The sequence below is a fragment of the Nonomuraea cypriaca genome (genome assembly GCF_015645445.1).
In the GTDB taxonomy this organism is placed as follows: Bacteria; Actinomycetota; Actinomycetes; order Streptosporangiales; family Streptosporangiaceae; genus Nonomuraea; species Nonomuraea cypriaca.
Map to the genome: position 1 here is coordinate 1 of NZ_JADOGI010000161.1, position 24,854 is coordinate 24,854.

Here is a 24,854-nt window from a genome sequence, read left to right on the forward strand (position 1 = left end):
CCCCTTCCCCTGACTCCCCGGCCCGCCGACGGCGGTGCGGGGAGTTCGCCGAAGGACAGCCGTTATCCCCGAGCGAGCTACCCGATCTGTCCACTCTGCGGTGACGTGCGGCACCGGTGCTCCCTTGTTGACTCGACACACCTGTCAACACAGCGGTCAGACCGGACGGTCTGGCCAGGCCGAGCGCCCTGAGCGAAGGGGCCGGTCACCTGGCGCCGTTGCGGCGGGGCGGCGGGGATGCCGGTAAGCGTCTCCCTGGAGGGCCGGTCACGCGCGTCGGTGGGGGGTGCCCACCGTGCTCCGCCGTAAAGAATGAAAAGACCACCACGGCGCGACCGCAAAGCACGAAGAAGACCACCACGGCGCTACCGCAAAGAATGAAGAAGACCTCAACCACCAAAGCAGGCCCGTAAAAGATGAAGAAGACGGTTAGTCGAAGATGAGTGCGGTGGCGCGGGCATAGCGGGTGCGGATGTCGGGGAGGGCGCGGCCGTCGTAGATTGCCGTGTCCTCGGACTCCCACGCTGGGGCGGTCAGAAGGGTGGCGGCCTGATGGGCGGCGCCGTTGGCGACGTATTCGGCGGGGGGCGGAACCGTGATCGGGACGCCGAAGATGGTCGGGGCGATGCGGCGGACCGCCTCCGAGCGGGCCGCGCCCCCGATCAGCAGCACCCGCCGCGGCCGCATGTCCATCGCGTCCAGGCCGTCGGCGAGGCCGCAGAGCATGCCCTCGATGGCCGCTCTGGCCAGGTGCGCGGGGGTGGCGGTGGCCAGGGTGAGACCGTGGATCGAGCCCGTCGCGGTCGGCCTGTTGGGGGTGCGCTCACCCTCGAGGTACGGCACCAACGTCAGCCCGTCCGCACCCGCCGGCGCCTGGAGCGCGAGGTCGCTCAACTGGTCGAGGCCGACCCCTGCGACGCGGGCCGCGGCGTCCATGACGCGGGCGGCGTTGAGCGTCGCCACCAACGGCAGGAACCGCCCCGTCGCGTCGGCGAACCCCGCCACCGCGCCCGTCGGATCGGCGCTCGGCGACTCCGTGACCGCGAAGACGGTGCCCGACGTGCCGAGCGACACCACGACGTCGCCGGACCTGGCACCCACGCCCAGCGCGGCGGCCATGTTGTCACCCGTGCCCGGCGCGACCAGCATCGGCCCGGGAGCGCCGGCCTCCTCCGCCGGCCCCAGCACCCGGGGCAGCAGCGGCACCCTGCCGAAGGAGGCCTTCAGCAGGTCGGCGCGGTAGGCCCCGGTCGACGGCGACCAGTAGCCGGTCCCGGAGGCGTCGCCACGGTCGGTGGTGAGGCGGTCGAGGGGCGGTGGCGGTGCGTCCTGCCAGGCGGCACGGTCGAAGGGCCCCGAGGCGAGCGCGCCCAGCAGCCGCCATGTGAGCCAGTCGTGCGGCAGGCACACCGCCGCCGTGCGGCGGGCGTTGTCCGGCTCGTGCTCGGCCAGCCACCGCAGCTTCGTCACGGTGAACGAGGCCACGGGCACCGAGCCCACCGCGTCGGCCCACGCCTTCGGCCCGCCCAGCTCCGCCGTCAGGTCGACGGCCGCCTGCGCGGAGCGGGTGTCGTTCCAGAGGAGGGCATCTCGTACGACATTTCCGGACTCGTCCAGGCAGACCATGCCGTGCTGCTGCCCGGCCACGCTGATGGCCGCCACGTCGTCCAGCCCGCCTGCCCCCTCGATGGCCTGCAGTAATGCCGTCCACCAGTGCGACGGGTGCACCTCGGTGCCCGCCGGGTGCGCCGCCCGCCCCTCGCGCACCAGCGCGCCCGTCTCCGCGTCACGAATGACGACCTTGCAACTCTGGGTCGATGAATCGACCCCGGCGACCAGGCTCACCCACGAACTCCTCACACGTGCTCCAGCACCGGCTGGCTGAGATGGGTGAAATGGTATCCGCGCGCGGCCGCCGCGTCGGGAGTCGGCCCCGATAATTTCGGCTTACTCGCGAAATATTCGGCAAGTGCGCATATTGGCGGCTGCCGAAACCCGCTCACAACCCCGAGGGATCGCGGCCCACGCTGATCTCCTCGGCGATCTTACGGATCTCGCTCACCTCGAGGCCGGGAGCCTTGGGCAGGTCGCGCAACAGCGCGTCCATCACCACGGGCACGGGCTGACCGGCGAACCGGCCCGCGATGCCGTGGACCGCCCTGAACAGCGCCTCTTCGGTGTCGTGCATCGGCCTCTCCTCATTCGGGTACGCGCAGACACGGTACGGCCTCCCCACGACAGTTCGCGCGCTCCCCCTCCAGCGTGTTCCCCCGCACCCGGCCCGAACCGGCCATCCTCCATTTAGTTGAACGCTCATATAATCGGGGGCGAGACTCTGCTGAGAGGGGACCACCATGCCGGTCCAGCGACTCAACCACGCGGTCCTCTACGTCCGTGACGTGGAGCGCAGCGTCGCCTTCTACCGGGACGCCCTCGGCTTCGAGACCGTCATGGGCATGCGCGGAGCCGCGTTCCTGCAGGCCCCGGGCTCGACGAACGACCACGACCTGGGCCTGTTCGAGATCGGCGCGCACGCGGCCCCCTCGCCCGCCGGCCGCACCTCGGTCGGCCTCTACCACCTGGCCTGGGAGGTCGACACCCTCGACGAGCTGGAGCGGGTCGCGGCCAAGCTGGGCGACCTCGGCGCGCTGGTCGGCTCGTCCGATCACGGCACGACGAAGGCGCTGTACGCCCGGGATCCCGACGGGCTGGAGTTCGAGGTGTCGTGGCTGGTGCCGGCCGCGCTGCTGACCGACGAGATCCTCGCCGCCCGCGCGAGCATCCGCCCTCTCGACCTGACCGCCGACAAGGAGAGGTACGGCGCCCAGACCCGTGGTGGTGTGGGCGTGTCGATCCCGGTCTGACGTACCGTAGAAGAAATCCGATTTCTTCTTCCGCGGAGAGCGGCCATGCCAAGCGATCCTGACCACGTGCTCGACGCCATCGACGGCGCCGTCGACGAGTGGGAGACGCTGAGCGCCGACGCGATGCGCTGGGCACCTCCCGAGACCAAGAGCCCCGACCTGGTGTCCGAGGTGACGCAGATCTTCGGTCCGCTGCTCAACGCGTTCACGCAGGCCCTGCGTCCTGTCAGCGACACCTTCGAGCGGGTGCTCGACGCGCTCGACCCGGACGACCGGCCCCTCGACCCGCCCGGCAGGGGCGACGCCTGAGCACCCGCCATTACATTTGAGTCCCATGACGGGACTGGGGACGCTGCTGCGCCACGTTCACGACCTGATGGAGGGCGGGATCGCGGAGCTCTACGCGGACCTGGGCCTGCCCGACTACCGCCCCCGCTTCTCCCCCGTCGTACGCGCGCTGGCCGCGCAGGGCCCGATGGCCATCCGCGACCTGGCCACGGCCATCGGCGTGACGCACTCGGCGGCCGGCCAGACAGTGGCGCAGATGCGCCGATGCGACCTGGTCACGTTGGAGAAGGGCGCCGACGCCCGCCACCGCATCGTGCGCCTCACCGGCAGGGCAAGCGCCGCGCTGCCACTGATCGAGGCCGAGTGGGCGGCGACGGAGCGGGCGGTGCGCGAGCTGGACGCGGAGCTTCCCGTGCCCCTGGCCGAGGTGCTGCGGGCCACGGTGGAGGCGCTGGAACGCCGCGATTTCCGCGCGCGGATCGGGGACGTGGCGGGTTAGACTCGTTCGCATGACCTGGCGACATTGATCCATAACCAGGGGCCGGCGCGGGGCGCGCGGGCCTCCGAGGCGACGAGCACTCGGAGTCCCTACTCGTCCCCCTGGAAGGCCTCATGCTCGTCGCTGCTCTCTACGTTTACGCGTTCCTCAGCGATTTCATCCTGATCTACCCGGTCTACACGCTGCTGTTCACCGACGCCGGGTTGTCCGTCGCGGAGACCTCGTCCCTGTTCGTCATCTGGTCGGTGACGGGCATGGTGCTGGAGGTCCCGTCCGGCGCCTGGGCAGACGCGGTGTCCAGACGCCTGCTCCTGTTCCTGGGCCCGCTGCTGGCCGGGCTCGGCTTCGGGTTGTGGATCCTGTTCCCGTCCTACTGGGCGTTCGCCGTCGGCTTCGTGCTGTGGGGCGCCCAGGGCGCGCTCGTCTCCGGCTCCTACGAGGCCCTCGCCTACGAGGAGCTCGAACGGCGCGGCCAGGAGAGCCGCTACGCCACCGTCATGGGCCGGGCCGACGCCGCCGCCCTCGTCGCCAACGCGGCGGCGATCGGCCTCGCCGTGCCCGTCTTCGCCGCCGGCGGCTACCTCGCCGTGGGCGCGGCCAGCGTCCTGGCCTGTGTGCTCGGAGCCCTCTGCGCCCTGGCGCTGCCCGAGCAGCGAACCGCCCCTGACGAGGCGGACGGGGGTTACCTCTCGATACTGAAGGCCGGCGTCGCGGAGGCCCGTACGGATCGCGGCGTGCTGTACGCGTTGCTGCTGGTCTCCTTCGTCACGGCGATCTGGGGTGCCTTGGAGGAGTATGTCCCGTACCTCGGAGCCGAGATGGGCCTGTCGGCGACCGCCATCCCGCTGGGAATCCTCGTGGTCTGGGTGGGCGCCACGGCCGGCGGCCTGCTGGCGGGAGCCGGCCGGCGACTGCCGCCGCGTGCCTTCGCCCTGACGATCGGGCTGGCGGCCCTCGCCATGGCGGCCGGGGCGATCAGCGGGCACCCGGCCGGGCTGGGGCTGATCGCGGTGGCGTTCGGGGCGTTCCAGCTGGCCGGCGTGGTGGCCGACGCGCGGCTCCAGGAGCGGATCGGCGGCGCGGCGCGGGCGACCGTGACCTCGGTGGCCGGCCTGGGGACGAACGTCATCACGCTGCTCGTCTACACGGCTTATGGGGCGGCCTCGCCGTACGTGGCGCACGGTGCGGCGTTCGCTCTCTTCGTGGTGCCGTACGTGCTCATTGCCCTGCTGATGATCCGCGAGAAGTCCTCTTTAAGGGGTTAAATCCATGTTTCAGGTCGAGACCGAAAAGGGGCCATAAGACCGAAATATGGTCAGATTGCCATCTACCGCGATCCGTACCAGCGGTTAATTTGACAGCACCCCCACCCGAGGAGTGCAGATGTGGAGTAAACGCTGTGCGCTCGCAGGCGCCACCATCCTGGCCGCCTGCCTGGCCACCCCCCTCAGCCCAGCCTTAGCTGAACCGGCCCCCCAGTCCGCCTCGCCAGCAGCTCCGCCGTCCGTGATCGTCGACGCGCTCGAACGCGACCTGGGCATCTCCGAGGCGGAGGCGATCACCCGCCTGGCCAACGAGGAGCGCGCGGCCGCCGTGCAGTCGAACCTGTCGAGCTCGCTGGGCGACTCGTTCGCCGGCGCCTGGCTGAACGCCGACGCCTCCAAGCTCACGGTCGCCACCACCGACCCCGCCGCCACCAAGACCATCGAGGCTCAGGGCGCGCAACCGGCCGTCGTCGGCCGTACGCTCGCCCAGCTCGACGCGGTCATGCAGCAGCTCGACCAGGCGCCGAAGAAGGCCAGGTCCGGGGCGTCGCTCTGGTACGTCGACGTGACGACCAACAGCGTCGCCGTCCAGGCGCCCACGGTGGAGGCCGCCCAGGCCCTCGTCGAGGCGGCGGGCGTGGACAAGAACGTGGTCAGCGTGTCGGCCACCGCCGAGCAGCCGACCACGTACATCAACATCATCGGCGGCGCCCCCTACTACATCGGCTCCAGCCGCTGCAGTGTCGGCTTCGCCATCACCCGGGGCAGCACTCCCGGCTTCGTCACGGCCGGGCACTGCGGCCGGGCCGGCTCCAGGACCACGAACCCCACGGGTACCTTCCAGGGCTCGTCCTTCCCCGGCAACGACTACGCCTGGGTCGCCGCCCCCAACAACACCGCGACGCCGTACGTACGCGGCTCCGGCGGCGCGAACGTGACCGTGCGCGGCTCCACCCAGGCTCCGGTCGGCTCGTCGATCTGCCGCTCCGGCTCGACCACCGGCTGGCACTGCGGCACCATCCAGCAGCACAACACCAGCGTCAGGTACTCGCAGGGCACCGTCTCCGGCGTGACCAGGACCAGCGTGTGCGCCGAGCCCGGCGACTCCGGCGGCTCGTTCATCTCGGGCAGCCAGGCCCAGGGTGTGACCTCCGGCGGTTCGGGCAACTGCAGTAGCGGCGGCACCACGTACTACCAGCCGGTTAACGAGATCTTGAGCGTTTACGGTCTCACACTCAGGACCGGCTGACCGAAAAGCCCGCGCAGCGTGCCTGCCGGTCCGGGTACGCTGCGCGGCCCTTCCATGCCACCCTGAGACTCTGTCGGCGGGCTTTCCGAAGCCCGCCTTCTTCGCGTTGCCGGCACGTCTCCCGACGCTTCACGCCAAGATTTTCCCCGAACGCCGATGAGTTCCGGCGGGCCGCCCGGTCAGCCTGTTGGGAAAGCATCTCGACGACGGAGGGAACTCGCGATGAAGCGACCCGTTCTAGGAAGCCTGCTGCTGTCCAGCACGGACCCCGAGCGCCTGCGCGCCTGGTACGCCGCCGCACTCGACCCGGAGGAGAACACCGACGTCAACGGCTACCGGGTGCTCAAGTTCGGTGAGTTCTACCTGTTCATCGACACGCGGGCGGACGTCGCGGACAAGAATCCGGAGCCCGGCCGGGTGATACTGAACTTCGACGTGCCCGACGCCCGCGCCGTCGTGGAACGCATGCGGAGCGCCGGCGTCTCGTGGCTGGCGGAGCTCGAGGACCGTGACGGCAGCCTGTTCGCCACCGCGATCGACCCGGACGGCAACTACGTACAGATCATCCAGCTCAGCGAGGCGCACCGCGCGGGCATGTGAGGGGAGAACGGTCATGTTCGGCCATACGAAGGCGTACAGCGGTTTCGCGGTGAACGACATCGCCGCGGCGAAGAGGTTCTACGGCCAGACCCTCGGACTGCGGGTCTCGGAGGAGCACGGGATGCTCACGCTGCACATCGAAGGCGGCACCGACGTCCTCGTCTACCCGAAGGACAATCACACGCCGGCCACGTTCACCGTGCTCAACTTCCCGGTGGACGACATCGACAAGGCCGTGACGGAGTTGTCGGCGCGGGGGGTGCGCTTCGAGCGCTACGAGGGTCTCCCGGTTGACGAGAAAGGCGTCTTCCGCGCCGAAGGACCGCCGATCGCCTGGTTCACCGATCCGGCGGGCAACGTCCTCTCGGTCCTGCAGGAGTGATCGGCGTGACAAAGGCGGCCGGGCGCCCGGCCGCCCTTCACGTGTCGCATTCCGGGACGGCCACGCCGCCGACGTCGACATAATGTCCGCTCACGTATCCGTACGCATCGCTAGCCGTGCGGACCTTGTACCATTGAGTGGTGTAGCCGCCGGATGGTTCGCGGTGCGATTTACCGTGGACGACCAGACAGGCGATCTCGAGTTTGTCGCCGTGCCGGAGATTTCCGATGTCGGCGCTCTGGACATCGGGCAGCAGCCGGATATTCGACGTCACCCATTCGCTGTGCGACATGTACGTCTTCACGGTGCCCTCGATGAAACCGCCCGCCGGCGGGGTCACCACCGACGTGCCGAACGGCGACACGACCGGCCGGTCCGGCGAGGAGTCGGGGTCTTCCGAGGTGGCGGACACCCAGGCGCCGAGGGCCGCCGCGACGATCGTGGCACTTGCCCCGATCCAGGCCGCGATCACTGCGGAATCGCGCTTCTTGTTCCTCGTGTCCGCCGATTCAACCGGCCTCGAGGCGTTGTGGGAATCAGGCATAAGCCCTCTCTCGCCGCCCGCTGTGCTGCATAACGCAGGCTACACCGCGCCATCAACACCTCGGCGGCGATTTCTCGCGCATTTCCCGCACGTGACGCGGGCATTCACCGCCACAAACCCGATTCCGTTTTATAAGCGTTTTTCATCATTTAAGAAAGTGTGGTCTGCCGTTCGCCGGTATAGCCGACGCACCGATACCACTCGTTCGACAGCATCTGGGCGCGGGCCTGCTCAGGCAGGCCCGTCAGCAGGGTCATCGAAGCGCCGCGCTCGAGCTCGGACTCGTGCGCGTGCATCCCGTAGGCGCCGTACGCGTCATAGGTGAGGACGACGTCCGGCCTGAACTCCCGGATATGCTCGACCAGCCGCCCCACCGCCTCGCCGAGCGGCACGTCCAGGAAGCGCAGGCGGCCGGGCGCGGACTCGGGCTTGCGCGCGTCGGCGTACTCCAGCAGCCTCGGCTTGCCCGCGCCGAGGATGTCGAGCGAGCGCTCCAGCTCGCCGGCCCGCCGCGTCCCCGCTGCCCAGGTGCACGTGACGACCGCGGTCCTGGCCCCTCGTCGTCGTATGCACCGTACGTCGTGACCGGCGGCGAGCAGCTCGGGCACCAGCCGCCCGCCGATATAACCGGTCACTCCCGTGACCAGGCACAACGCCATGACCTCGGACCTTCCCCAGCACACGCGCGTCATGCCCCGGAGGCGTGCGGGTCCGGGGCGTGGGGATCTGTGAGGACATGGCCGAGGGGCACGGCATGGCCTTCCACGCCCGGCACGCAAGATGCGGCTGCTCGCGCACTCCCCCGCCGGCCACCGCGAGACCGGCCGCCTGGTCGCCGAGGCCGGCACCCGCGGGTACGGATCACAGACCGGCGAGCATCGCGAACGGGTCGGTCGCGCCGCCGTTGTCCACCGCCGCGATCCTGCGGCGCAGGGTGAACGCCGCACCGGGCTCGATGGTCACCTGGCGCTGGCTCATCACCCAGATGCCGCAGGCGTAGGCGGTGAAGCCAGGCTCGTCGTACAGCAGCGCGTACGTCTGCCCGTCCGATCCGGTCATACCGATCCACGGCGCGGCCGGGGTGAAGTCGGCCGGGGTCGAGGCTGTCACGACACCGGCGCCGGGTACGCCGCTGCGCTGACCCGCCCCGTCGTGGTCGATCACGTCGCCGATCCACAACGTGCGAGCCGCCGTACCCTGGTTGGTGAAGACGCTCTCCGCGGTGACCCAGGACTCTCCCGCACGGACGCTGTACGTCGTGACCACCTGCACCTCCGGTGCGGCGGTGCACAGTCCGGTGGCCCGGGCCACGGCCTCCGGGCCGGTGGCGGAAACGACCTGCATCGTGTCGGCCCGCACGGTCAGCTGCTGCCAGGCGTTGCCGCCGCGCGGCTGTGTGAGGGACGCGTAGGGCAGATTCAGCCAGTCGATCTGGTCCAGGTGACCGACGGCCGCCACGTCCATCGGCTTGCCCACGGTCACGCCGGGCAGTTGGGAGTCCTGCGTGCCGGCCGAGACGGTGAGGGCGACCATCTCGTTGGACAGGACGACGTCGGTGAGCGCCGCCTGGGACTGCGGTCCCGGCACGGAACGGCCGGTGCCGGCCCGTACCGCCGCCCGCGCGAGCTCCGGCTCCACCCGAGTCTGCCTGCCCTGCGTGACCCTGGCCGTGACGGTGATCGGCTCGTACCCGACGCCGTTGACCTCGATCTTGTAGTCGCCGGGGGGCGCGAAGGCGAGGAACTCGCCGGTCGCGTCGCTGGTGCTGTTCGCGATCCGTAGACCGGTGTCCGCCGCGGTCACGGTCACCTGCACGTTGGGGAGTGGGGTGCCGGTGGCCTTGTCCGTGAGGCGGCCCGACAACCCGTCGCCCTCGTCGATCCGGCGGGCGCCCGGTTCGCCGTCTCTCACCTCGAAGGCGGCGATGGTGTACGCCGGGGAGGCCGGGTCTGAGCCGGCCATGACGATCCGCAGGTCACTGCGCCACCGCTCGGGGGTGACGTCGCAGATGACGTATCCCCGGTAGGTGCCGTTGTAGAACTTGACGTGCGGGTTGGCCGCCAAGCCCGCCCGCACGTCCGCGTCCCAGCCGGCACCGGAGGAGATCGACGTGCCGACGAACTCGGTGGCGACGGTCTCCGAGTTGGGGTCGTCGAAGTCGGTCTTGAGATCGTTGACCCAGTGCGTGTGCCAGTCGCCGCTGAGCACCACGGGGTTGGACGGCCTGCGTTCGGCGAGGAAGTCGAGGATGCGGGACCGGGCGGCAGGGTAACCGTCCCACTGGTCCAGATTGACCACCTTGTCAGGGCCGAGGTCGTAGTCGAACTGCGCCATGATGGTCTGCTGTGCGATGACGTTCCAGCGGGCCTTGGACCGGCCCAGGCCGGAGAGCAGCCACTGCTCCTGCTCCGGCCCGGTCAGCGTGCGGGCCTGGTCCGCTGTCTCCGCGCACGGGACCTTGCGGCCGTCGCCGCACGACTGGTCGCTGCGGTACTGCCGGGTGTCCAGGATGCTGAACTCGGCCAGCCTGCCGAAGTCGAACCGCCGGTACATGAGGGCGTCCGGGCCTTCTGGCTGCTGGGCGGGGCGCATCGGCAGGTGCTCGTAGTAGGCCTGGTAGCCGTTCGCGCGCCGCTCCAGGAAGGGCCTGCCGTCCCCGGCGCCGCCCTGGATGTCGCTCGCGTAGTTGTTCTGGACCTCGTGGTCGTCCCAGGTCAGGAAGAAGGGGAAGCGGGCGTGCACGGCGCGCATGTGCGGTGAGGTCTTGTAGAGCGCGTGCAGCCGGCGGAACTCGGTCAGGCTGCCGTTGGAGGTCTCGTAGATGTAGTCGCCGAGGTGCAGCACGAAGTCGACGTCCTGCTCGGCCAGGTCGCGGTAGGCGGGGTAGGGCCCGCCGGCCCACGACTGGCAGGAGACGAAGGCGAACCGCATGTGGTCGGCTTTCGCCCCGGGCGGCGGCATCGTGCGGGTCCGGCCGGTACGGCTGTACGTGTCACCGGCCTTGAACCGGTACCAGTACCACCGGTCGGGTGCCAGGTCGTCCACGACCACGTGCACGGTATGCACGGATTCGGGCACCGCAGTCACCGAACCGCGCCCCACCACGTGCTGGAAGGCGTCGTCGCGGGCCACCTCCCAGGAGACCTCGACCGGTTCGGCCGGCATGCCGCCGGTCTCGGCGTTCAGCGGATCGGCGACGAGACGGGTCCACAGGACGACACTATGGTGATCGGGATCGCCGGAGGCGACCCCGAGGGTGAACGGGGCCGCGTCCACACCTTCGGCGTTCGCGGCCATGGGCTGGGCGATCCGCCCGGCCGCCAGGACACCGAGGGTGCCGCCTGCCAGAGCGAGGAAACCCCGGCGGTGCAGGGTGCTTTGTTGCTTCACGCGGAAGAGCTTGAGTCATCCTCGCACCGCTACGGTTTCACCACGATGAATGATCAAAATACGGGACAAGTCGGTTGATCAACGACATATCAACTCGGCGCCCGCGCCACGGTGGACGAGGAGCACCCGCTCGACCCGCAGAGCCCGCAGCCCTTCAAGATCCTCGGCGAACGGCAGGCCCTGGCTGTTCGGCCGGAACCCCACGTCGCCGAGCCTGCTCGATGAGCTGACCTCTGGCTCCTACGTTGAGGCCTCCGCCTGACCAGAGCGGGTTGCGATACAAGGGGTCGGGGCGGTCATCGGCGCGGTCCGCCATTGGCGAAGGTGAGGGCCGCGGCGCCGAGCATCAGGGCGGCGGCCACGTACGGCAACTGGGCGGCACCCCACCAGTTGAGCCCGAGCGCGCCCACCGCACCCGACAGCGAAACCGCCAGGTAGAGCGCCGACTGATAGAGCGAGGTGACCAGGGCGGCCCCGGGACCGGCGAGCGTGATGACGAGGTGCTGCTGCGGCGTGGTGACGGAGAACGAGAGGAACCCGACGATCACGATGGTCACGATGGCCGCCACCAGCCTGTCACGGCCCAGCGGGGTGAGGGCGAAGGCCGCGGCCAGGATGAGCGTCACGGCCACGATGACCCGGCGGGGGCCGTAGCGGTCGGCGAGATGACCGGCGGTGAGGTTGCCCGCCGTACCTGACAGACCGTAGACCAGCAACAGGATGGCCAGCAGCGAACTGCCGGAGGCGACGGGCGCGAAGATCTCGCTGACATAGGTGTACGGGATGTAGATGCCGGTGAAGGCCACGACCGTCGTGACCAGCACGGCGATGATCCGCCGGTCGCGCAGCGGGGCGAGGAAGGCGCGCATGCCGCCGTCGCGGTTGCCGTGCACGGCGGGCAGACGCAGCGCGATGGAGGGGGCGGCGAGCAGGGCGAGCGCGGTGACCAGCCACATCGTGGCGCGCCAGTCGAGCAGCCCGCCGATCAGCGTGCCCAGCGGGGCGCCGAGCACCAGCGAGGACGTCACCCCGAGCATCACGATCGCGATGGCCCGGCCGCGCTCGCGCTCGCCCGCGAGCCTGGCCGCAGTCGCGCTGGCCGTCGCCGTGAACAGGGCGGCCCCGGCGGCGGCGATCGCGCGGGAGCCCAGGACCAGGCCGTATCCGGACGCGAGCGCCGTGACCGCGTTGCCGACGGCGAACACCGCGAGCGCCGTCACGAGCACGGCGCGCCGGGACCATGAGGCGGTCAGGACGGCGAGCACCGGGGCGAGAACGGCGTACGCGATCGAGAAGACGGTCACGAGCTGCCCGGCTGATGCCACACTGACGTGCAGTGACGTGGCGATGGACGGCAGCAGCCCGGCGACGACGAAGCCGTCGGTGCCGACCGCGAACGCGCCGAAGGCGAGGACGACGGCGTGCGACCGCCAGGGGGCGAGCGTTTGTGCGTGTTCAACCGTGGCCATGACATCTCTTCCGACAGACATCGTTTGTTACGACGGACATCGTAGCTTATGTCCGATAGGTATCGTAGAAGAGGATGGCGATCGGAAGGATGGGTGGCGATGGAGACGTGGATGGCGCAGCCGGATCTCGACGAGATCGACGTGGCGACGATCCTGCAGGCCCTGGCGGACCCCACGCGGCTGCGGATCGTCCGACTGCTCGACCAGGTGGAGGAGGCGACCTGTACGGCGCTGGACCTGCCGGTGAAGGTGTCGACGGTGTCACATCACGTCAACATCCTGCGCCACAGTGGCGTGGTGTCCACGCGCATCGAGGGGACGTCCCGGCCCAGCCGCCTGCGCCGGGACGACTTGGAGCGTCGCTTCCCCGGGCTGCTGTCCTCCATCCTCACCGCCAAGCCCCCGCGCGATTCCGAGGAGCCCACAGCTCTTTCGAAGCCAGGATGACCAGGCGGTAGCCCCTTCGGTACCGGCCACCGGCCGGCTCGCGATCACCCTCTGGACTGTGCGGGTCGACAAGCCATACTGGGCAGCAGATCGCCCTCCCCCACGCCTCCCGGAAGGTGACAGTCAGGATGCGAAGCGAGACAGAAAAGACCGGTGCCGAACCCGGCGACCGGGCATCGGCCTCATCACTCCTCGACGAGGCGCTCGCCTACGTCTATCCGGCCGCGCTGCGCGCCGTGGCCACCGTCGGCGTCGCCGACCACCTCGCCGACGGCCCTCTCACGGTGACCGCGCTGGCCTCGCGGGCCGGCGTCGAGGAGGACAGCCTGCGCCGGGTCCTGCGCGTGCTGGCCACGCGCGGTGTCTTCGAAGAGCTCGGCGACGATCGCTTCGGACTCACCACGGTCGGGCAGGCGCTGCGCTCGGACGTCCCCATATCGGCGCGGCAGGCCATCATCATGATCACCGACCGCACCCTGTGGCAGCCGGCCGGCGAGATCGAGCGAAGCCTGCGTACCGGCGGCTCGATCTTCGAGGACCTCTTCGGCATGTCGTTCTTCGCCTACATCGCCAAGAACCAGGACACCGCGGCCGTCTTCCACCACGGGATGGCCGCCTTCTCCGACCAGGAGAACGAGCCCATCGCCGCCGCCTGCGACTTCCCCGAGCGGGCGGTCGTGGTAGACGTCGGCGGCGGACACGGCGGATTCCTGCTGGAGGTCCTGCGCCGGCGACCTGACCTGCACGGCGTGCTGTTCGACGAGCCGCACGTGGTGGCAGGACACCGGCTCGACACCGACGATGTCAAAGACCGCCGTGAGGTGGTCTCCGGTGACTTCTTCACCGAAGTCCCGGCCGGGGACGTCCACGTGATCAAACGCGTCCTGCATGACTGGGACGACGATCGCTGCGTGACCATCCTGCGCACCTGCCGCCAGGCGATGAAGGAGACAGGCCGGATCCTGGTCATCGACGCGGTCATCCCGCCCGGCGGCGAACCCCATCAGGCCAAGACCCTGGACCTACTGCTCATGGCCGCCTTCCCCGGACGCGAACGCACCGAAGCCGAGTTCGCCCGCCTGTTCGCCACGGCGGGCCTGCGGCTGTCGCGGATCGTCCCCACAGGCACCGTGCTGTCCGTCATCGAGGCCACAGCGGCCGAGACCCCGTAAACGAGATCGCTCACGTTTCCACGTGCCCGCCTGGATTCCGTGCAATGACGGCGGCCCCGGGCGATTGGCCGCGCGCGAGAACGGCCTCTTCGAACTCGGGTTCTTGATGCGCTGGGTGGCTCCCATGATCGGATCGACGCCGCCGACTCTCCCGGCAGTGGTCCGTCGGGGAGCCCGCCGCGTACCTGCGTGGTGAGCTTTTCGGCAGCGCGTCGAGGCACTGGCGCGGCGATGGTGTCTTGGAACTCGGCGCACCACTCGCCGATACGGTCGTCCGGGTTCCGGTGGGCCGGGGGAACGAATTCAGAGGTGGATCACCAGGCCATGGCGCCGTGACGGTCACGGAAGGTCCCGGTCGGTCCGTCCGCCCCGATGGTGGCGAGTTCGACGATCGCGTCGGTCCCCTCGGTCACTGTCTGCGGGCCGCTGTGCCCGTTGAAGTCGGTCGCGGTATAGCCGGGGTCGGCCGCGTTCACTTTCACGTCCGTCAGGGCCTTCGCGTACTGCGTCGTCAGCATGGTCACGGCAGCCTTCGACGACGTGTAAAGCGGCGTGACGACCGTCGACTCGACGCGCTCGGCGTCATGGGTCACGGCGAACGACCCCATGCCGCTCGACACGTTGACGATGACCGGGTTCGCGGACTTGCGCAGTAGGGGCAGGAATGCGTGCGTCACCCGTACGATCCCTATGACATTGACCTCGAACACCGCGCCGGCGTCAGCGGCCGTGATCTGGTCGGCGGGGTTGTGTGTCCCGAGGACACCCGCGTTGTTGATGAGAACGTCGACGAACCCCTCGTGAGCCCCGATGTCGGCCGCTGCCGCAGCCACCGACGCGTCGTCGGTCACGTCTATCTGGACGAAACGGGCACCGAGTGCGTCGGCGGCTGCCTGCCCGCGCTCAGGATCGCGAGCGCCGATGAGGACGGTGTGACCGGCCTCGATCAATCGGCGGGCGGTCTCGTACCCGAGGGATTTGTTGGCTCCTGTGATGAACGTCGTGGTCATGTGTCAACTCTCGGCCAGCGACGAGAGGGCAACCAGTGCCCTCTGCCACCGTGGGACAGCCAGTACCAGGCAGAACGGCAATCCAGCGGACACAATGGTCGAGTGGACGAGACCCTTGGAACGGCATTGCGCCGCTGGCGCGACCGGCTTTCCCCCCTCGACGTCGGGCGGACCGTGCGGCCCGGCCGACGTGCGGCGGGGTTGCGACGCGAGGAACTGGCCGAGCTCGCAGGGCTGTCGGTCGACTATGTGGTACGGCTGGAGCAGGGCCGCGCCACGAGCCCTTCGGCGCAGGTCGTCGCGAGCCTGGCCAGGGCACTGCAACTGGAACCCATGGAGCGCGATCACGCCTACCGGCTGGCCGGCCTCCTCCCGCCACAGGAGGGGACGATCTCTACACATGTTCCAGCGGGGGTCCAACGGGTGCTGGCTCGCCTCGGGGAGTTCCCTGTGGGTGTGTTCAGTGCCGACTGGACCTTGCTGTCCTGGACTCCCGCGTGGGCAGTGCTGCTGGGCGACCCCGGCGCGCGGACGCACGCCGAGCGGAACCTGGTGCGGGCGGTCTTCGCCACAGGTCCCAGAGGGCTCGCGGCCTGGCCCGTACTCAACGAAGGCGACGTCGTGAACCGCGCCCTCGTCGCCGATCTGCGCACAGCTCTCGTCGACTACCCCCGTGACCGTGGACTGATCGACCTTGTCGCGGAACTGCGCTCCACCAGCACGGAGTTCACCCGGTTGTGGGACGAGGGCGCGGTCGGCCGGCACGTCTCGACTCGCAAGATCATCGTGCATCCCCAGGTCGGCGAGGTGACGTGCGACTGCGACGTGCTCACCGTCCCGGGCTGCGACGTCCGGCTCGTCGTCTACACGGTGGCCGCGGGTTCCGCCGACGCGGAAAAGCTGGAGTTCCTGCGCGTCACGAACGGGGTCTCCGCCAACGGCCCCTCACCTCCGACGCCCGGTCCGTTCTCCACGCCATAACGATTTAAGCTGGTCAACGGCCCCCGCCACGCTTCATCACCCCGACCGCCGGCCCCCACCAGGCGGCTCAACTGGGCGACCCGGCCGGCTCAACAGGCGCGCTCTGGCGCCGAGGACTGTGCGCGATAGTCTCGCGCAGCTGCTGCTCCTCGTCCGCGCCCGCGCGACGCAGCCCCGCCCGCCAGGCTGACTCGGCGGCCTCGCCCTGGGCGGCGCCGATGACGAATATCAAGACCGTGGCCGCGGCCTGGTCGGCGTCCTGACCGACGAAGCCGGCGTCTTCGTAGACGGCCAGGCAGCGCTCGTCGTAGCGAGCCTTGCAGGGGCCGTAGATGAGATGCGTGCTCATGGCTGGTATCAGCCAGAAGTGCCGGACGGTCATCGCGTGGGCGCCACGGGCGAGCGTCGCCGCCTGCCCCGTCAAAGCTGTCGAAGGTGACTTCGTACGCGACCGGCTACCGACCGGGGAAACTTGCCGATCTGGTCGGCAGGGCGGACTTTCTGATCATGGATCGAGGAGCCCGCCCAGGTCATTGGTGATAGATCGTCCGACGGCACGGTGGTGACGCCTGAGCCGAAGGCCGGACTCGTCATCCGGCAGAGGTCTGTTCTGACGATTAGGCGTTTCGGAACCCGCCGCCAGCGACACGAGGACGCCGGCCACCTACATCAGGGCTTTGACCTGCGGTTCCACGGTGGAAAGGGTTCAGTTGTATCGGTAGCGTGGAGGCGTAACAGCTTGGAGGTCAACGATGTCCACCCCGCATCAAGACAGCGAGGCACTGATCCCTCGCCCGCCACTGACCACCGCCGCCCTCAGGGCAGCAGTTGCCCAGATCGCTCCGGCCTACCTCAGCCAGTTTGTCGACCACCTCGACCAGGCGACAGAGCAGGCGGCGCGGCAGAGCACCGTGGCACCTCTGCAGAGCTTCTTGCAGCAATGGGGTGAGTTTGTGGCGATACAGCGCTATCCAGCCCGAGCGGCCCGCCTGCACGCATTGGAGACGGAGGTCGCCACCGCGACCGACAGAGTCAAGTTGGACTCAGCCTTGGCCAAAATCAACGAGATCACGACATCCGCGCGCCGAGAGGCCGTCGGTGAGTGACGCCTGGACCTGGGAGTACAACCGACGCCGAGCACGTGATCGCTGGGCTCCCTCCGATCGTCACCCTTGAGGTTGAGCGGCTTGCCGGCCAACTCGCAGTCCTCGGGAGGGATGCGGTCCGCGCCGGTAGAGGCGCGTTGCATGGTGGAGGTCTTCGGGCGCTCGATCTGTTCGGTGGCCGCGGGTTCCTCAACTTCATCGTCGCGGAGCATCTGCGTCTTGTGCTGATCGTTCGCGTTACCTGGATAGATTGACGCGACTTCGCCTGCACCTCAGAGAAGTTGAGAAGGCCCGCACTCAGGTTCTCCCTGGTGTCGGGCCCTTCTAGTGAGCGCGGCCGACAGGAGTCGAACCCGTAACCTTCTGATCCGTGGGGGAGGGCGGACGCCACGACAGCGGGATCTCGCCCTGCTCAGATGGTGGTTGCAGGTCGATGGAGGGTGGTCCCGCAAGGCGGTGTTGCTGTATCGACTGCTGTACACCACCTCTGTGGACGCAGCCGCCACATTGCCCGGTGGTCTGGGGCTGAGACCGTCGATCGCCCAGCCACCTACCGTGGCCAGCCACAAACAGGCGATCGTTAGTGTGATACCAGTGAAGTGACTCCGAACGGTCTACCGATGTGGCCAGCTACCGCTTCTGGAGCGCTCCCGATCATGCTTCAGAGCTAGGCGAACGGCGAAGTAGATGACCAGGAACTGGATGAGAGCCTGAATTAGCACCAAGACTAAGGCAACGGGTGAAATCCCAGTGACAGTCATGCCCTTAGATTGCCCGCTATGGCGCACCTCGTCTATCTCGGGGAAAGGCCGGTGCGGCGGCTCGGCGCTGGGTCGGCGCGTTCGTTGGGCGCGGCGGGTGCGTGGTGCGGTGCCCGGCCCGGTGTCCCGCCGCCATCGGAGATCGGCCCCCAGGCCGCGCGCCCGGACGGCGGGCGGGACCGCGCTGCGATCGCCATCGTGCTGGATGAGCAGGACCAGGTCTTGCTGATGTGGCGGCATCGGTTCGTGTTCGATCGGTGAGGGCGGGAGCTTCCCGGTGGACTGGTCGATGCTGGTGAGGATCCGATGGTTACCGCTCTGCGGGCGCACCGAGGACTGGAAACTCTGGAAGACCATCCTCAAGCAGGCCGGCGTCCGGGACGTACGGGTCCACGATGCGCGGCACACCGCCGCGACGCTTGTCATCGAGCAGGGTGTGAACATCCGGGTCGTACAGCAGGTTCTCGGGCACACCAGAGTGACCACCACCGAGCGCTACACCCACGTGGCCACGCTCCAGATGAAGGACGCCAGTGACCGCATGGGGCAAGCCCTCTGGGGTTCTCCCTGAAGGGCAACTGCAACCCTGACGCCTACGGACGACAAAAAGGCCCTCGACCCGAAATCGGGAGAGGGCCTTTGAGCTGCGGAGGATCGGGGATTTGAACCCCGGATGGTGTTGCCACCAAACCGCATTAGCAGCTCTGGGCATCATCGTCCAGGACAGTTCCACCTGGACCAACATCCCTCCGCGGCCTTCCTGGAACGCGCTGGTAGGGGCGTGAACTGCAACCCAAACTGCAACCCGTCCGGCTTGACCGGCTGATAGGAGGCGACACCACTGACGCCGACAAGTAGTACGCCATGGTCCGAGCCTGGCGCTGTCAGCTTGGGAAGTTTTTCAGAATCATGTGTTCTGAGCTGGGGAAACACTGACCTGGACGTACGTGAGTTGTGTGCCACCGAATTCCCGTGACTCCCCGCTGATCGCTGTCCGAACGGGCACGCAACGGGCACGCCCACAGGGGCGCAGAGGCCAAGGCGTCCACACCTGTGAGGCGCGGAACCTGGCTGGGGTCATCTAGGGAGAGGACTTGATCAACGGGATCAACCGGGGCTTCCTCAAGCTGGTCGCCTCTCACGCTGCAACCAGCGCCGACGGCGGAACTTTCGAAGGAGCGCGGACGACCCTCCACAGCGGCACGGCGACGGTTCCCAAGCTGGGCGAGAGGCAGGCCGGACACCGCCCCCAAACCGTATCTCATCGTGCCCCTTTTCGGACCGACATCCCACCGAGAATCAGCCGAACCCAATTGCGCAGCCGTCTGATTCTCTACATCTAGTCTTCCTGAACGGACGCGAGCGACGTATCGTGTCCCCCATCCTGCACTTCCTAGGCATCACGAGCACTGACCCAAAGCAACCGTAGAACGGTCCATCACCTTCGAATACAGAGGCTTTCAATGGTCGATCCACTGTCATTCCCCGTTCTTGCAGGCGCAGCCCTAACCGCCACCATCACATTCATCTACAACCGCATTGGAGCTGTGTTGGATCGCCGGGCTGGTCGCATAGCGCCTGACCTTCCGGATACTATCGAGGGCTCTTCTGAGGCTCTTACAGTTCACAGCGAGTCGTTGACTGAAGAGCAAGTTAAGACCTTGGAGCGTTCGGCCGGCACGCTAGGCGTCTATCTCGACCATCCGGAGCTGCTACGCGGGGACGACGAGAAGCTACGTGAAACTCTGGGCAAGCTCAGAACTATCCTCGAACTTGCCTACGACCGAGAGTTGATATTCGCTGACAAGCAGACCGCAGGGCCGAGCCTGCGGGTCACCATGAGGTCGGACGAGGTTAGCGGCATACAGCGTGGAATCAAAGCTAAAAGCGTCTCCGGCCCCACTCATATCAATGTCGAACAGACTGGCAAGCGGATAGCCAAGGGAGGAGAAATGACAGGTGTAGAGATCGACGGACCGATCGGCTAGAGGTGGAAGTGAATCACGACAACGAGGGCGGGGAAAAGCCATCCAATAATTGGCTATCACGCCTCGGACTTAATTCGCGCGACGCCGCACATGACACTCACAGCGAGTCGAGGCTGGGGGAAGACAGACCGATTACAGCCATGGCAGCGTCCGACCGTCCTGAGCAACCAGCCCACGACAGAGAACCACCTAACAACGAATCGGAACCACCACCCAGCCTTGGTCCTGGTATCGCCTCTCGCGAAACAGGTGAACCAGAACATGAGAGCGTGGCCTCGAACGAGGAAAGGCAAGATCAAAGTGATTTCATCGAGCGTCACATATATCCTCGCCTAGGATACCGAAGTTCAGAGGAAGAGGAATCACTCGGAAAGTTGCTACGCGCACGCCTCGCCGACATTCGCCAAGAAGCGCTACTTAACTTCGGTGAGATGAATGCGTTTAAGCAGGTCTTCGAGCATACCGTTGATCATTCAGAGATCGAAGCAGAGTATCTTGATGCGGTACGACTTGTCTTCGCGCCCCCGGATGAATTTGACATGCTTTATGGCTTCCTGCGCGACCCCGGGTCAGTACTCGTGCTCAATTGTCCCCCGAGCAACGGCCGCACTATTACAGCTCATGCCCTCCTGGCGCGGCTATACTTCGATGGAGACATCAACGGAGCCCGCGAGATCTCCTTCGGTGGCTCAAAAGAGTTTCCCGTGAAACGGTTGCCTCACGAGAGTAGACAAGGATTTCTCCTAGAGCTACCAGTCGACGAAGAGGAAAGCAACTTCCAGGTATCAGATCGATTCGGTAGCCGAATTGCCGCTCTGTCTCGCGAACTGGGCAAACGTGATAACCGATTGATAGTTCTCACTGAACCCGAGCAGTGGCGCCGCATATGTATCAGTTCACCTGATGCAATTGCCCCTAGATACAAGCCCGCACGAGCAGAAGCTATCGCTTCTAATTGGCTGGCCGCTGAAGAGCCTACATTCCCCGTGGCGCGATGGATGGCTGACCCTGACATAGCAGAACTATTCGAGGGCGCCAAGCCGCTAGATGCCCTACAGATCGTCGATCTGATACTGAAAGCATCTCGTGCCGATGTGAATACGCTGCCGTCACTGCAGGCACTCACGCGTAAACAGGATGATGACAGCGAGGATGGTCAGACTTATCGACGGCAAGTCCTCTCGGTAGTCGCAGCTCGACGGAATTGGCGCGACCAGCTGTTGGACTGGCATAAACAGAATGGGCGAACGAGCTTCGAACGAAACTTTCTCCTGGCAGCATCTGTCCTCCGCGGCGCCCCGGTAGCACACGTCTACGCCAAGGTGGCCGTTCTCTGCGAGACCCTCGGTGAGGGGGAAATAAGGATCGCAGGACAAATGGCGCCAGGTGTAGTCGAGCTGGTGGATGCCGTTGATGCCGAGTTGGCAGGTAATGCAGTAATCACGTTCAGCCGACCTGGCTGGGACGATGCAGTTCTCGAGTACTTCTGGATCGATCGTCCACTTGCACGTCTTCAATTCCTTCAATGGCTAGCCGAAGCCCCGCGTAAAGACCCTCAAGGAGTTATGGAGACAATCTCTCCAGCCGAACGAGAAGCGTTGGCTGAACGGATTGGCGCTTTTGCGCTACGTTGGGCTGTAAGGCATCGCAGACCGGATCCTCTACGAATGCTCGCTGAAGCGTGGTACGAAGTCAGTTCTACTGACACCAAGACGAAGCGCTTGTGGAGCGTCCTCATGGGAATTCTTGCCTCGGCGGCAATACGAGATGCTAGCGCTCCATATATACATAAAATGCTCCTGGACTGGTCCAAGACCAAGAAGCCAGCGCTGCAAAAGGCAGTGGTCGCTGTCTGTTCCGGTGAGTTCGGCCGAGTGCATACAGGAAAAGCTCTACGGCGTTTGAAGTACGCGGGAGAGTCCGAGGATCCGGATGTGGTCACTGCGCTCCGTACGGCGGTACGCAATCTGTGGGAAGACCCCTCAGTTCGCCAAACGCTTTTTGGCTATATAATTGCATGGTGCAAAAGTCAGGACAGCAACGCACTTGCCGGCCGACGTGCATTCGGAGTCCTTGCAGGTGCTACGAGCCAAAGTTCGACTTCGCCAATTCTGCTCGAAAAGAGCGACGAGGGCGATTTTATCCCTACGGGAGAGATGCTCTCTTACGGCTGGAGTGCCGTTCTCGATCATGACTCGACAATGGAGGAGTCCGGAGAAGCTGAAAAGGCTGTCGCATTGTGGATGACCGCTGCCCTGGACGGAGAGGCTATACGTGACATCGTAATAGATGCTCTGCGAAAAGCCGTAGACGGGAAGGAATCTCAGCGGCGACGCGACCTTTTGCGTACCTACGTTTATAAGTGGTACGAAGAAGGAGCCATCGAGAAGCGCGACGCGCGCGAAGCTCTGTACTCTCGGCTATCCCAGCTCATCGACCACGATCTACGGACTGAGATGTCCCGACAGATGAATATGATCGACGGTTCCCTTGGCAAGGCACTGTAGTGGCTCACAGCTTTTTTCGGCGCTCCGTTTCACGCATGCCAGCAGAATCAACTTTTCAATATGCTTATTCTGATCGAATTCCTAGTCGAAATAAGGGCTTGGCATTCACGGCAGTGATTCGAGCCGACTGGCGACGTTCAATAGATAGCCAAAGCAAGCCATCGTCGCCTAGGGCAGTGGCGCGCGCATTACGAGCGCTTATGGAAGACATCTGTGGGCAAGCCTCGGTATTACGGGTGCATGCCGCTGAGGAGGATATCGAAGCAGCTCTTCGGATCAAACTTCCTGTTGCGGCCGATGGTGTTGAGGTTTTTGGCGCTCGGGTAAGTCTAAGCGTCGATCAAGACACTATTGATGCTGCTATGCAGCTAGAGCGCTTGCTTCGCGAGCATGAGTTGGACGAGCTAGCGCGCTGCCAAGCAAAAGGGCGTGCCGACTTTCTGCGTGAGGAGATACTCAAAGATCCGGCATCGGCTCAGATTTACGCGATGTTCGAACTTTCTCCGCGTATCGGCGGGCCTTCGGCAAACGTCAACCTTGATCGCCTAGTACAACAAGTAAATGAGTGGCATCCGGAGTCTCGCTGGATCGGCGTTGCACAAATCTTGCATGATTTCTTGAGTAATCTCTCCGAGGGCGGACGGAAGGACCTTCTCAATATCCTTCAACATGCACTCTCTCTCCTCGGTACACCGGATCAGGTCGCTCGCCTATCTAACGTTTCCGGGATGCCTGACATCGCTGCACTGCTTCCCGATGCTTCAACACCGAGCCAAGGTGAATGACGATTTGTTGTGCTGTCGTGGGCAAGCACTGTGCCCAGCGGCGGTAGATACTGGTGGCCGTTGCACTACCTGTATGGGCAGCCGTGGTCAGCCACGTTCTTCGGTGAGCCGTGCTGAGGAACGAAGCACGGATCGTCGATCGCCCCCAAGCACGTACGGCTGCCAGCCATGCAGTGGCGATCGTGAGGGCTGTACATGTGCGGCGGTGCGGCAACCCCGGTCGCGGCGTTCGGTTGGTGCGGCGGGGGCGGCGTGCGGTGCCCGGCCCGGTGCCCCGCCGCCGTCCGGGACCGGCCCCCAGGCCGCACGCCCGGACGGCGGGCGGGCGGAGGGCCGGGGGTACGGCGGCGCGCCGCGCCGCCGCCTTGATGTTCATAAGCACAATTCGGCAACGAATGTGGCCTGCGCTGCTGGTTGAAGATGTACTCTGCAATCAACTCTGCCGACGGCGCAGAGCGACGAAATAGTGGTACCTCAATCGACACTGGATCCATTTTGACCACTGCAGAGCGAAGCGATTCCGCACACTGTTCAGACTGTGGCGAGCTTAACGAGCAACCGACCACCATCCACACAGTCCATGAGTGCAAAAATTGCGATAAGACAATCTATCGAGCTCCGTCCGCAGAGGGACTCGACATCACGGAAGGCGACAAAGTCGTCATTCCCGCCGGCGCACTCCGCATCTCCCTTGACAGGCGGGTGTCGTCGGGACAATTCTCCAGGCATGGCGTATCATGGATGGTCGAGAAACTGCTTTTGGATTCAACGCCCAAAAGTAAGGAGGATCTAGATTCGTCGCTCGATACGTATGACAGGGAGGCGGAGGAGGTCCTCAGGAGTTCTGAACTAATTGGCGATCTCGACCTCGACGATCAGGATCAACTCAACGAGGCAGTCGAAAGAGTCTGTGATCAAAGAGAATCTCCAGCGTTTTGGGCATGGACGGTCCTTGCCTTATCGACTGGGGTACGAGAAGCACTTGAATCCAACGATGCCAGCCAGGCCACATGGCTCATGAGCCGCCTGGAATCTTCCAGGTCGATGCTCATCTACCGACTCCATCTAGAAGCACTTATTTGGCAAGGATATAGCACTCCGGGACTAGAAACACTAAAGACGGCTAGCGAGATTTGGGACAGTGAACACGATAACTCGTCAGAGGAGTTCTGGCAGACAACGCTGACACAGAATCCAGTGCTACTGTACCAAGCCTTCAATATTCCCGTAATCCTCCACCAAGGTAAAGCGTACTTGGGTGGGAAGAAGATCGATAACCACGGCGGCAAGTATGCGGACTTCATCCTCAAAAACTCAGTACTAGGAACTATGGCGCTAGTGGAGATCAAGACCCCGAAAGCAAAGCTTCTAGGGAGTCAATATCGATCAGACGTCTTGGGGCCATCCTTCGAATTGAGTGGTAAGCATTCACGCCATGCGCACCGGGTGACGATACGGCTGGATGCGTGACTGTCCGTCACTTTGATCGATTGTCTGGATGATGATGTGATCTTCCGGTGTCCGGCTTGGAGGAGATGTCCCGCGAG

Annotated in this window: 26 protein-coding genes and 1 tRNA gene; 17 read left to right on the plus strand and 10 right to left on the minus strand. The window is 65.9% G+C overall.

What is annotated here, in order from left to right:
• Nucleotides 1-429: 429 nt before the first annotated feature.
• Nucleotides 430-1,845 (minus strand): xylulokinase, encoded by a 1,416-nt coding sequence (locus ITP53_RS38205; RefSeq protein ID WP_195900344.1) that lies wholly within the window; start codon nt 1,843-1,845, stop codon nt 430-432.
• 154 nt (nt 1,846-1,999) lie between these two features.
• A complete protein-coding gene (locus ITP53_RS38210; RefSeq protein ID WP_195900345.1) occupies nt 2,000-2,188 on the minus strand; it encodes a hypothetical protein in 189 nt (62 codons plus the stop codon).
• A 166-nt stretch (nt 2,189-2,354) separates the two neighbouring features.
• On the opposite strand from ITP53_RS38210, the gene ITP53_RS38215 reads away from it, so the two are divergent.
• The 7 genes from ITP53_RS38215 to ITP53_RS38245 all read left to right on the plus strand — a co-directional run bounded on the left by ITP53_RS38215 (nt 2,355) and on the right by ITP53_RS38245 (nt 7,147).
• Nucleotides 2,355-2,864, plus strand: a complete 510-nt coding sequence (locus ITP53_RS38215; protein WP_195900346.1) for a VOC family protein — start codon at nt 2,355-2,357, stop codon at nt 2,862-2,864.
• Between the two features lie 45 nt (nt 2,865-2,909).
• Nucleotides 2,910-3,173, plus strand: coding sequence for a hypothetical protein (locus ITP53_RS38220; protein ID WP_195900347.1), 264 nt, complete (start codon nt 2,910-2,912; stop codon nt 3,171-3,173).
• A gap of 25 nt (nt 3,174-3,198) precedes the next feature.
• Nucleotides 3,199-3,651 carry a MarR family winged helix-turn-helix transcriptional regulator gene (locus ITP53_RS38225; protein WP_195900348.1) on the plus strand — a complete coding sequence of 151 codons (453 nt, stop codon included), beginning with the start codon at nt 3,199-3,201 and terminating at the stop codon, nt 3,649-3,651.
• A 113-nt stretch (nt 3,652-3,764) separates the two neighbouring features.
• A complete protein-coding gene (locus ITP53_RS38230; RefSeq protein WP_195900349.1) occupies nt 3,765-4,916 on the plus strand; it encodes an MFS transporter in 1,152 nt (383 codons plus the stop codon).
• Between the two features lie 241 nt (nt 4,917-5,157).
• Nucleotides 5,158-6,165 (plus strand): S1 family peptidase, encoded by a 1,008-nt coding sequence (locus tag ITP53_RS38235; protein WP_328817115.1) that lies wholly within the window; start codon nt 5,158-5,160, stop codon nt 6,163-6,165.
• Nucleotides 6,166-6,387: 222 nt separating this feature from the next.
• Complete coding sequence (locus ITP53_RS38240) at nt 6,388-6,765, plus strand: VOC family protein (RefSeq protein ID WP_195900351.1); 378 nt, start codon at nt 6,388-6,390, stop codon at nt 6,763-6,765.
• A gap of 13 nt (nt 6,766-6,778) precedes the next feature.
• On the plus strand, nt 6,779-7,147 hold the full coding sequence (locus ITP53_RS38245) for a VOC family protein (protein ID WP_195900352.1): 369 nt from the start codon (nt 6,779-6,781) through the stop codon (nt 7,145-7,147).
• Nucleotides 7,148-7,184: 37 nt separating this feature from the next.
• Here the strand turns inward: ITP53_RS38245 and ITP53_RS38250 are convergent, their stop codons facing one another.
• The 5 genes from ITP53_RS38250 to ITP53_RS38265 all read right to left on the minus strand — a co-directional run bounded on the left by ITP53_RS38250 (nt 7,185) and on the right by ITP53_RS38265 (nt 12,550).
• The gene (locus ITP53_RS38250) at nt 7,185-7,691 is read right to left on the minus strand and encodes an SH3 domain-containing protein (protein WP_195900353.1); all 507 of its coding nucleotides are present in this window, start codon (nt 7,689-7,691) and stop codon (nt 7,185-7,187) included.
• 149 nt (nt 7,692-7,840) lie between these two features.
• Nucleotides 7,841-8,350: a PIG-L deacetylase family protein gene (locus ITP53_RS60630; RefSeq protein WP_195900354.1), complete on the minus strand. Its 510-nt coding sequence runs from the start codon at nt 8,348-8,350 to the stop codon at nt 7,841-7,843.
• 202 nt (nt 8,351-8,552) lie between these two features.
• Nucleotides 8,553-11,081 carry an alkaline phosphatase D family protein gene (locus tag ITP53_RS38260; RefSeq protein ID WP_195900355.1) on the minus strand — a complete coding sequence of 843 codons (2,529 nt, stop codon included), beginning with the start codon at nt 11,079-11,081 and terminating at the stop codon, nt 8,553-8,555.
• Nucleotides 11,082-11,159: 78 nt separating this feature from the next.
• On the minus strand, nt 11,160-11,285 hold the full coding sequence (locus tag ITP53_RS59685; RefSeq protein ID WP_268961254.1) for a hypothetical protein: 126 nt from the start codon (nt 11,283-11,285) through the stop codon (nt 11,160-11,162).
• A gap of 92 nt (nt 11,286-11,377) precedes the next feature.
• Nucleotides 11,378-12,550, minus strand: coding sequence for an MFS transporter (locus ITP53_RS38265; protein WP_195900356.1), 1,173 nt, complete (start codon nt 12,548-12,550; stop codon nt 11,378-11,380).
• Between the two features lie 99 nt (nt 12,551-12,649).
• Here ITP53_RS38265 and ITP53_RS38270 point away from each other — a divergent pair, with 99 nt between their 5' ends.
• Nucleotides 12,650-12,997, plus strand: coding sequence for an ArsR/SmtB family transcription factor (locus ITP53_RS38270; protein WP_195900357.1), 348 nt, complete (start codon nt 12,650-12,652; stop codon nt 12,995-12,997).
• Between the two features lie 128 nt (nt 12,998-13,125).
• Nucleotides 13,126-14,169 carry a methyltransferase gene (locus tag ITP53_RS38275; RefSeq protein WP_195900358.1) on the plus strand — a complete coding sequence of 348 codons (1,044 nt, stop codon included), beginning with the start codon at nt 13,126-13,128 and terminating at the stop codon, nt 14,167-14,169.
• Between the two features lie 314 nt (nt 14,170-14,483).
• Here ITP53_RS38275 and ITP53_RS38280 read toward each other — a convergent pair whose 3' ends face one another.
• The gene (locus tag ITP53_RS38280) at nt 14,484-15,179 is read right to left on the minus strand and encodes an SDR family NAD(P)-dependent oxidoreductase (RefSeq protein WP_195900359.1); all 696 of its coding nucleotides are present in this window, start codon (nt 15,177-15,179) and stop codon (nt 14,484-14,486) included.
• Nucleotides 15,180-15,281: 102 nt separating this feature from the next.
• Between ITP53_RS38280 and ITP53_RS38285 the strand changes: the two genes are divergently transcribed.
• A complete protein-coding gene (locus ITP53_RS38285) occupies nt 15,282-16,160 on the plus strand; it encodes a helix-turn-helix transcriptional regulator (RefSeq protein WP_195900360.1) in 879 nt (292 codons plus the stop codon).
• Between the two features lie 67 nt (nt 16,161-16,227).
• On the opposite strand, the gene ITP53_RS38290 is transcribed toward ITP53_RS38285, so the two are convergent.
• Nucleotides 16,228-16,584: a TetR/AcrR family transcriptional regulator C-terminal domain-containing protein gene (locus ITP53_RS38290; RefSeq protein WP_195900361.1), complete on the minus strand. Its 357-nt coding sequence runs from the start codon at nt 16,582-16,584 to the stop codon at nt 16,228-16,230.
• A 328-nt stretch (nt 16,585-16,912) separates the two neighbouring features.
• On the opposite strand from ITP53_RS38290, the gene ITP53_RS38295 reads away from it, so the two are divergent.
• From ITP53_RS38295 to ITP53_RS38305, 3 genes are all read left to right on the plus strand, one after another.
• Nucleotides 16,913-17,266, plus strand: coding sequence for a DUF6247 family protein (locus ITP53_RS38295; RefSeq protein WP_195900362.1), 354 nt, complete (start codon nt 16,913-16,915; stop codon nt 17,264-17,266).
• Nucleotides 17,267-18,045: 779 nt separating this feature from the next.
• Nucleotides 18,046-18,288 (plus strand): hypothetical protein, encoded by a 243-nt coding sequence (locus ITP53_RS58310; protein ID WP_236051605.1) that lies wholly within the window; start codon nt 18,046-18,048, stop codon nt 18,286-18,288.
• A 28-nt stretch (nt 18,289-18,316) separates the two neighbouring features.
• The gene (locus ITP53_RS38305) at nt 18,317-18,598 is read left to right on the plus strand and encodes a tyrosine-type recombinase/integrase (RefSeq protein ID WP_195900363.1); all 282 of its coding nucleotides are present in this window, start codon (nt 18,317-18,319) and stop codon (nt 18,596-18,598) included.
• Nucleotides 18,599-18,672: 74 nt separating this feature from the next.
• Here the strand turns inward: ITP53_RS38305 and ITP53_RS38310 are convergent.
• Nucleotides 18,673-18,780: transfer RNA gene (locus tag ITP53_RS38310), tRNA-OTHER, on the minus strand.
• Nucleotides 18,781-19,490: 710 nt separating this feature from the next.
• Here ITP53_RS38310 and ITP53_RS38315 point away from each other — a divergent pair.
• The 4 genes from ITP53_RS38315 to ITP53_RS38330 all read left to right on the plus strand — a co-directional run bounded on the left by ITP53_RS38315 (nt 19,491) and on the right by ITP53_RS38330 (nt 24,777).
• Nucleotides 19,491-20,015 carry a hypothetical protein gene (locus ITP53_RS38315; protein ID WP_195900364.1) on the plus strand — a complete coding sequence of 175 codons (525 nt, stop codon included), beginning with the start codon at nt 19,491-19,493 and terminating at the stop codon, nt 20,013-20,015.
• A 269-nt stretch (nt 20,016-20,284) separates the two neighbouring features.
• Nucleotides 20,285-22,522, plus strand: coding sequence for a hypothetical protein (locus ITP53_RS38320; protein ID WP_195900365.1), 2,238 nt, complete (start codon nt 20,285-20,287; stop codon nt 22,520-22,522).
• A gap of 200 nt (nt 22,523-22,722) precedes the next feature.
• Nucleotides 22,723-23,307: a hypothetical protein gene (locus ITP53_RS38325; RefSeq protein ID WP_195900366.1), complete on the plus strand. Its 585-nt coding sequence runs from the start codon at nt 22,723-22,725 to the stop codon at nt 23,305-23,307.
• A 741-nt stretch (nt 23,308-24,048) separates the two neighbouring features.
• Nucleotides 24,049-24,777 (plus strand): Shedu anti-phage system protein SduA domain-containing protein, encoded by a 729-nt coding sequence (locus ITP53_RS38330; protein WP_195900367.1) that lies wholly within the window; start codon nt 24,049-24,051, stop codon nt 24,775-24,777.
• Nucleotides 24,778-24,854 lie beyond the last annotated feature (77 nt).

Coding starts and splice junctions, on each gene's coding strand:
- ITP53_RS58310 (WP_236051605.1), top strand. CDS start 18,046: ATGGCGCACCTCGTCTATCTCGGGGAAAGGCCGGTGCGGCGGCTCGGC.
- ITP53_RS38240 (WP_195900351.1), top strand. CDS start 6,388: ATGAAGCGACCCGTTCTAGGAAGCCTGCTGCTGTCCAGCACGGACCCC.
- ITP53_RS38220 (WP_195900347.1), top strand. CDS start 2,910: ATGCCAAGCGATCCTGACCACGTGCTCGACGCCATCGACGGCGCCGTC.
- ITP53_RS38210 (WP_195900345.1), bottom strand. CDS start 2,188: ATGCACGACACCGAAGAGGCGCTGTTCAGGGCGGTCCACGGCATCGCG.
- ITP53_RS38275 (WP_195900358.1), top strand. CDS start 13,126: ATGCGAAGCGAGACAGAAAAGACCGGTGCCGAACCCGGCGACCGGGCA.
- ITP53_RS38295 (WP_195900362.1), top strand. CDS start 16,913: ATGTCCACCCCGCATCAAGACAGCGAGGCACTGATCCCTCGCCCGCCA.
- ITP53_RS38215 (WP_195900346.1), top strand. CDS start 2,355: ATGCCGGTCCAGCGACTCAACCACGCGGTCCTCTACGTCCGTGACGTG.
- ITP53_RS38225 (WP_195900348.1), top strand. CDS start 3,199: ATGACGGGACTGGGGACGCTGCTGCGCCACGTTCACGACCTGATGGAG.
- ITP53_RS38250 (WP_195900353.1), bottom strand. CDS start 7,691: ATGCCTGATTCCCACAACGCCTCGAGGCCGGTTGAATCGGCGGACACG.
- ITP53_RS38315 (WP_195900364.1), top strand. CDS start 19,491: ATGGTCGATCCACTGTCATTCCCCGTTCTTGCAGGCGCAGCCCTAACC.
- ITP53_RS38330 (WP_195900367.1), top strand. CDS start 24,049: ATGGTCGAGAAACTGCTTTTGGATTCAACGCCCAAAAGTAAGGAGGAT.
- ITP53_RS38265 (WP_195900356.1), bottom strand. CDS start 12,550: ATGGCCACGGTTGAACACGCACAAACGCTCGCCCCCTGGCGGTCGCAC.
- ITP53_RS38245 (WP_195900352.1), top strand. CDS start 6,779: ATGTTCGGCCATACGAAGGCGTACAGCGGTTTCGCGGTGAACGACATC.
- ITP53_RS38270 (WP_195900357.1), top strand. CDS start 12,650: ATGGAGACGTGGATGGCGCAGCCGGATCTCGACGAGATCGACGTGGCG.
- ITP53_RS38305 (WP_195900363.1), top strand. CDS start 18,317: ATGCTGGTGAGGATCCGATGGTTACCGCTCTGCGGGCGCACCGAGGAC.
- ITP53_RS38325 (WP_195900366.1), top strand. CDS start 22,723: ATGGAAGACATCTGTGGGCAAGCCTCGGTATTACGGGTGCATGCCGCT.
- ITP53_RS38230 (WP_195900349.1), top strand. CDS start 3,765: ATGCTCGTCGCTGCTCTCTACGTTTACGCGTTCCTCAGCGATTTCATC.
- ITP53_RS38280 (WP_195900359.1), bottom strand. CDS start 15,179: ATGACCACGACGTTCATCACAGGAGCCAACAAATCCCTCGGGTACGAG.
- ITP53_RS60630 (WP_195900354.1), bottom strand. CDS start 8,350: ATGGCGTTGTGCCTGGTCACGGGAGTGACCGGTTATATCGGCGGGCGG.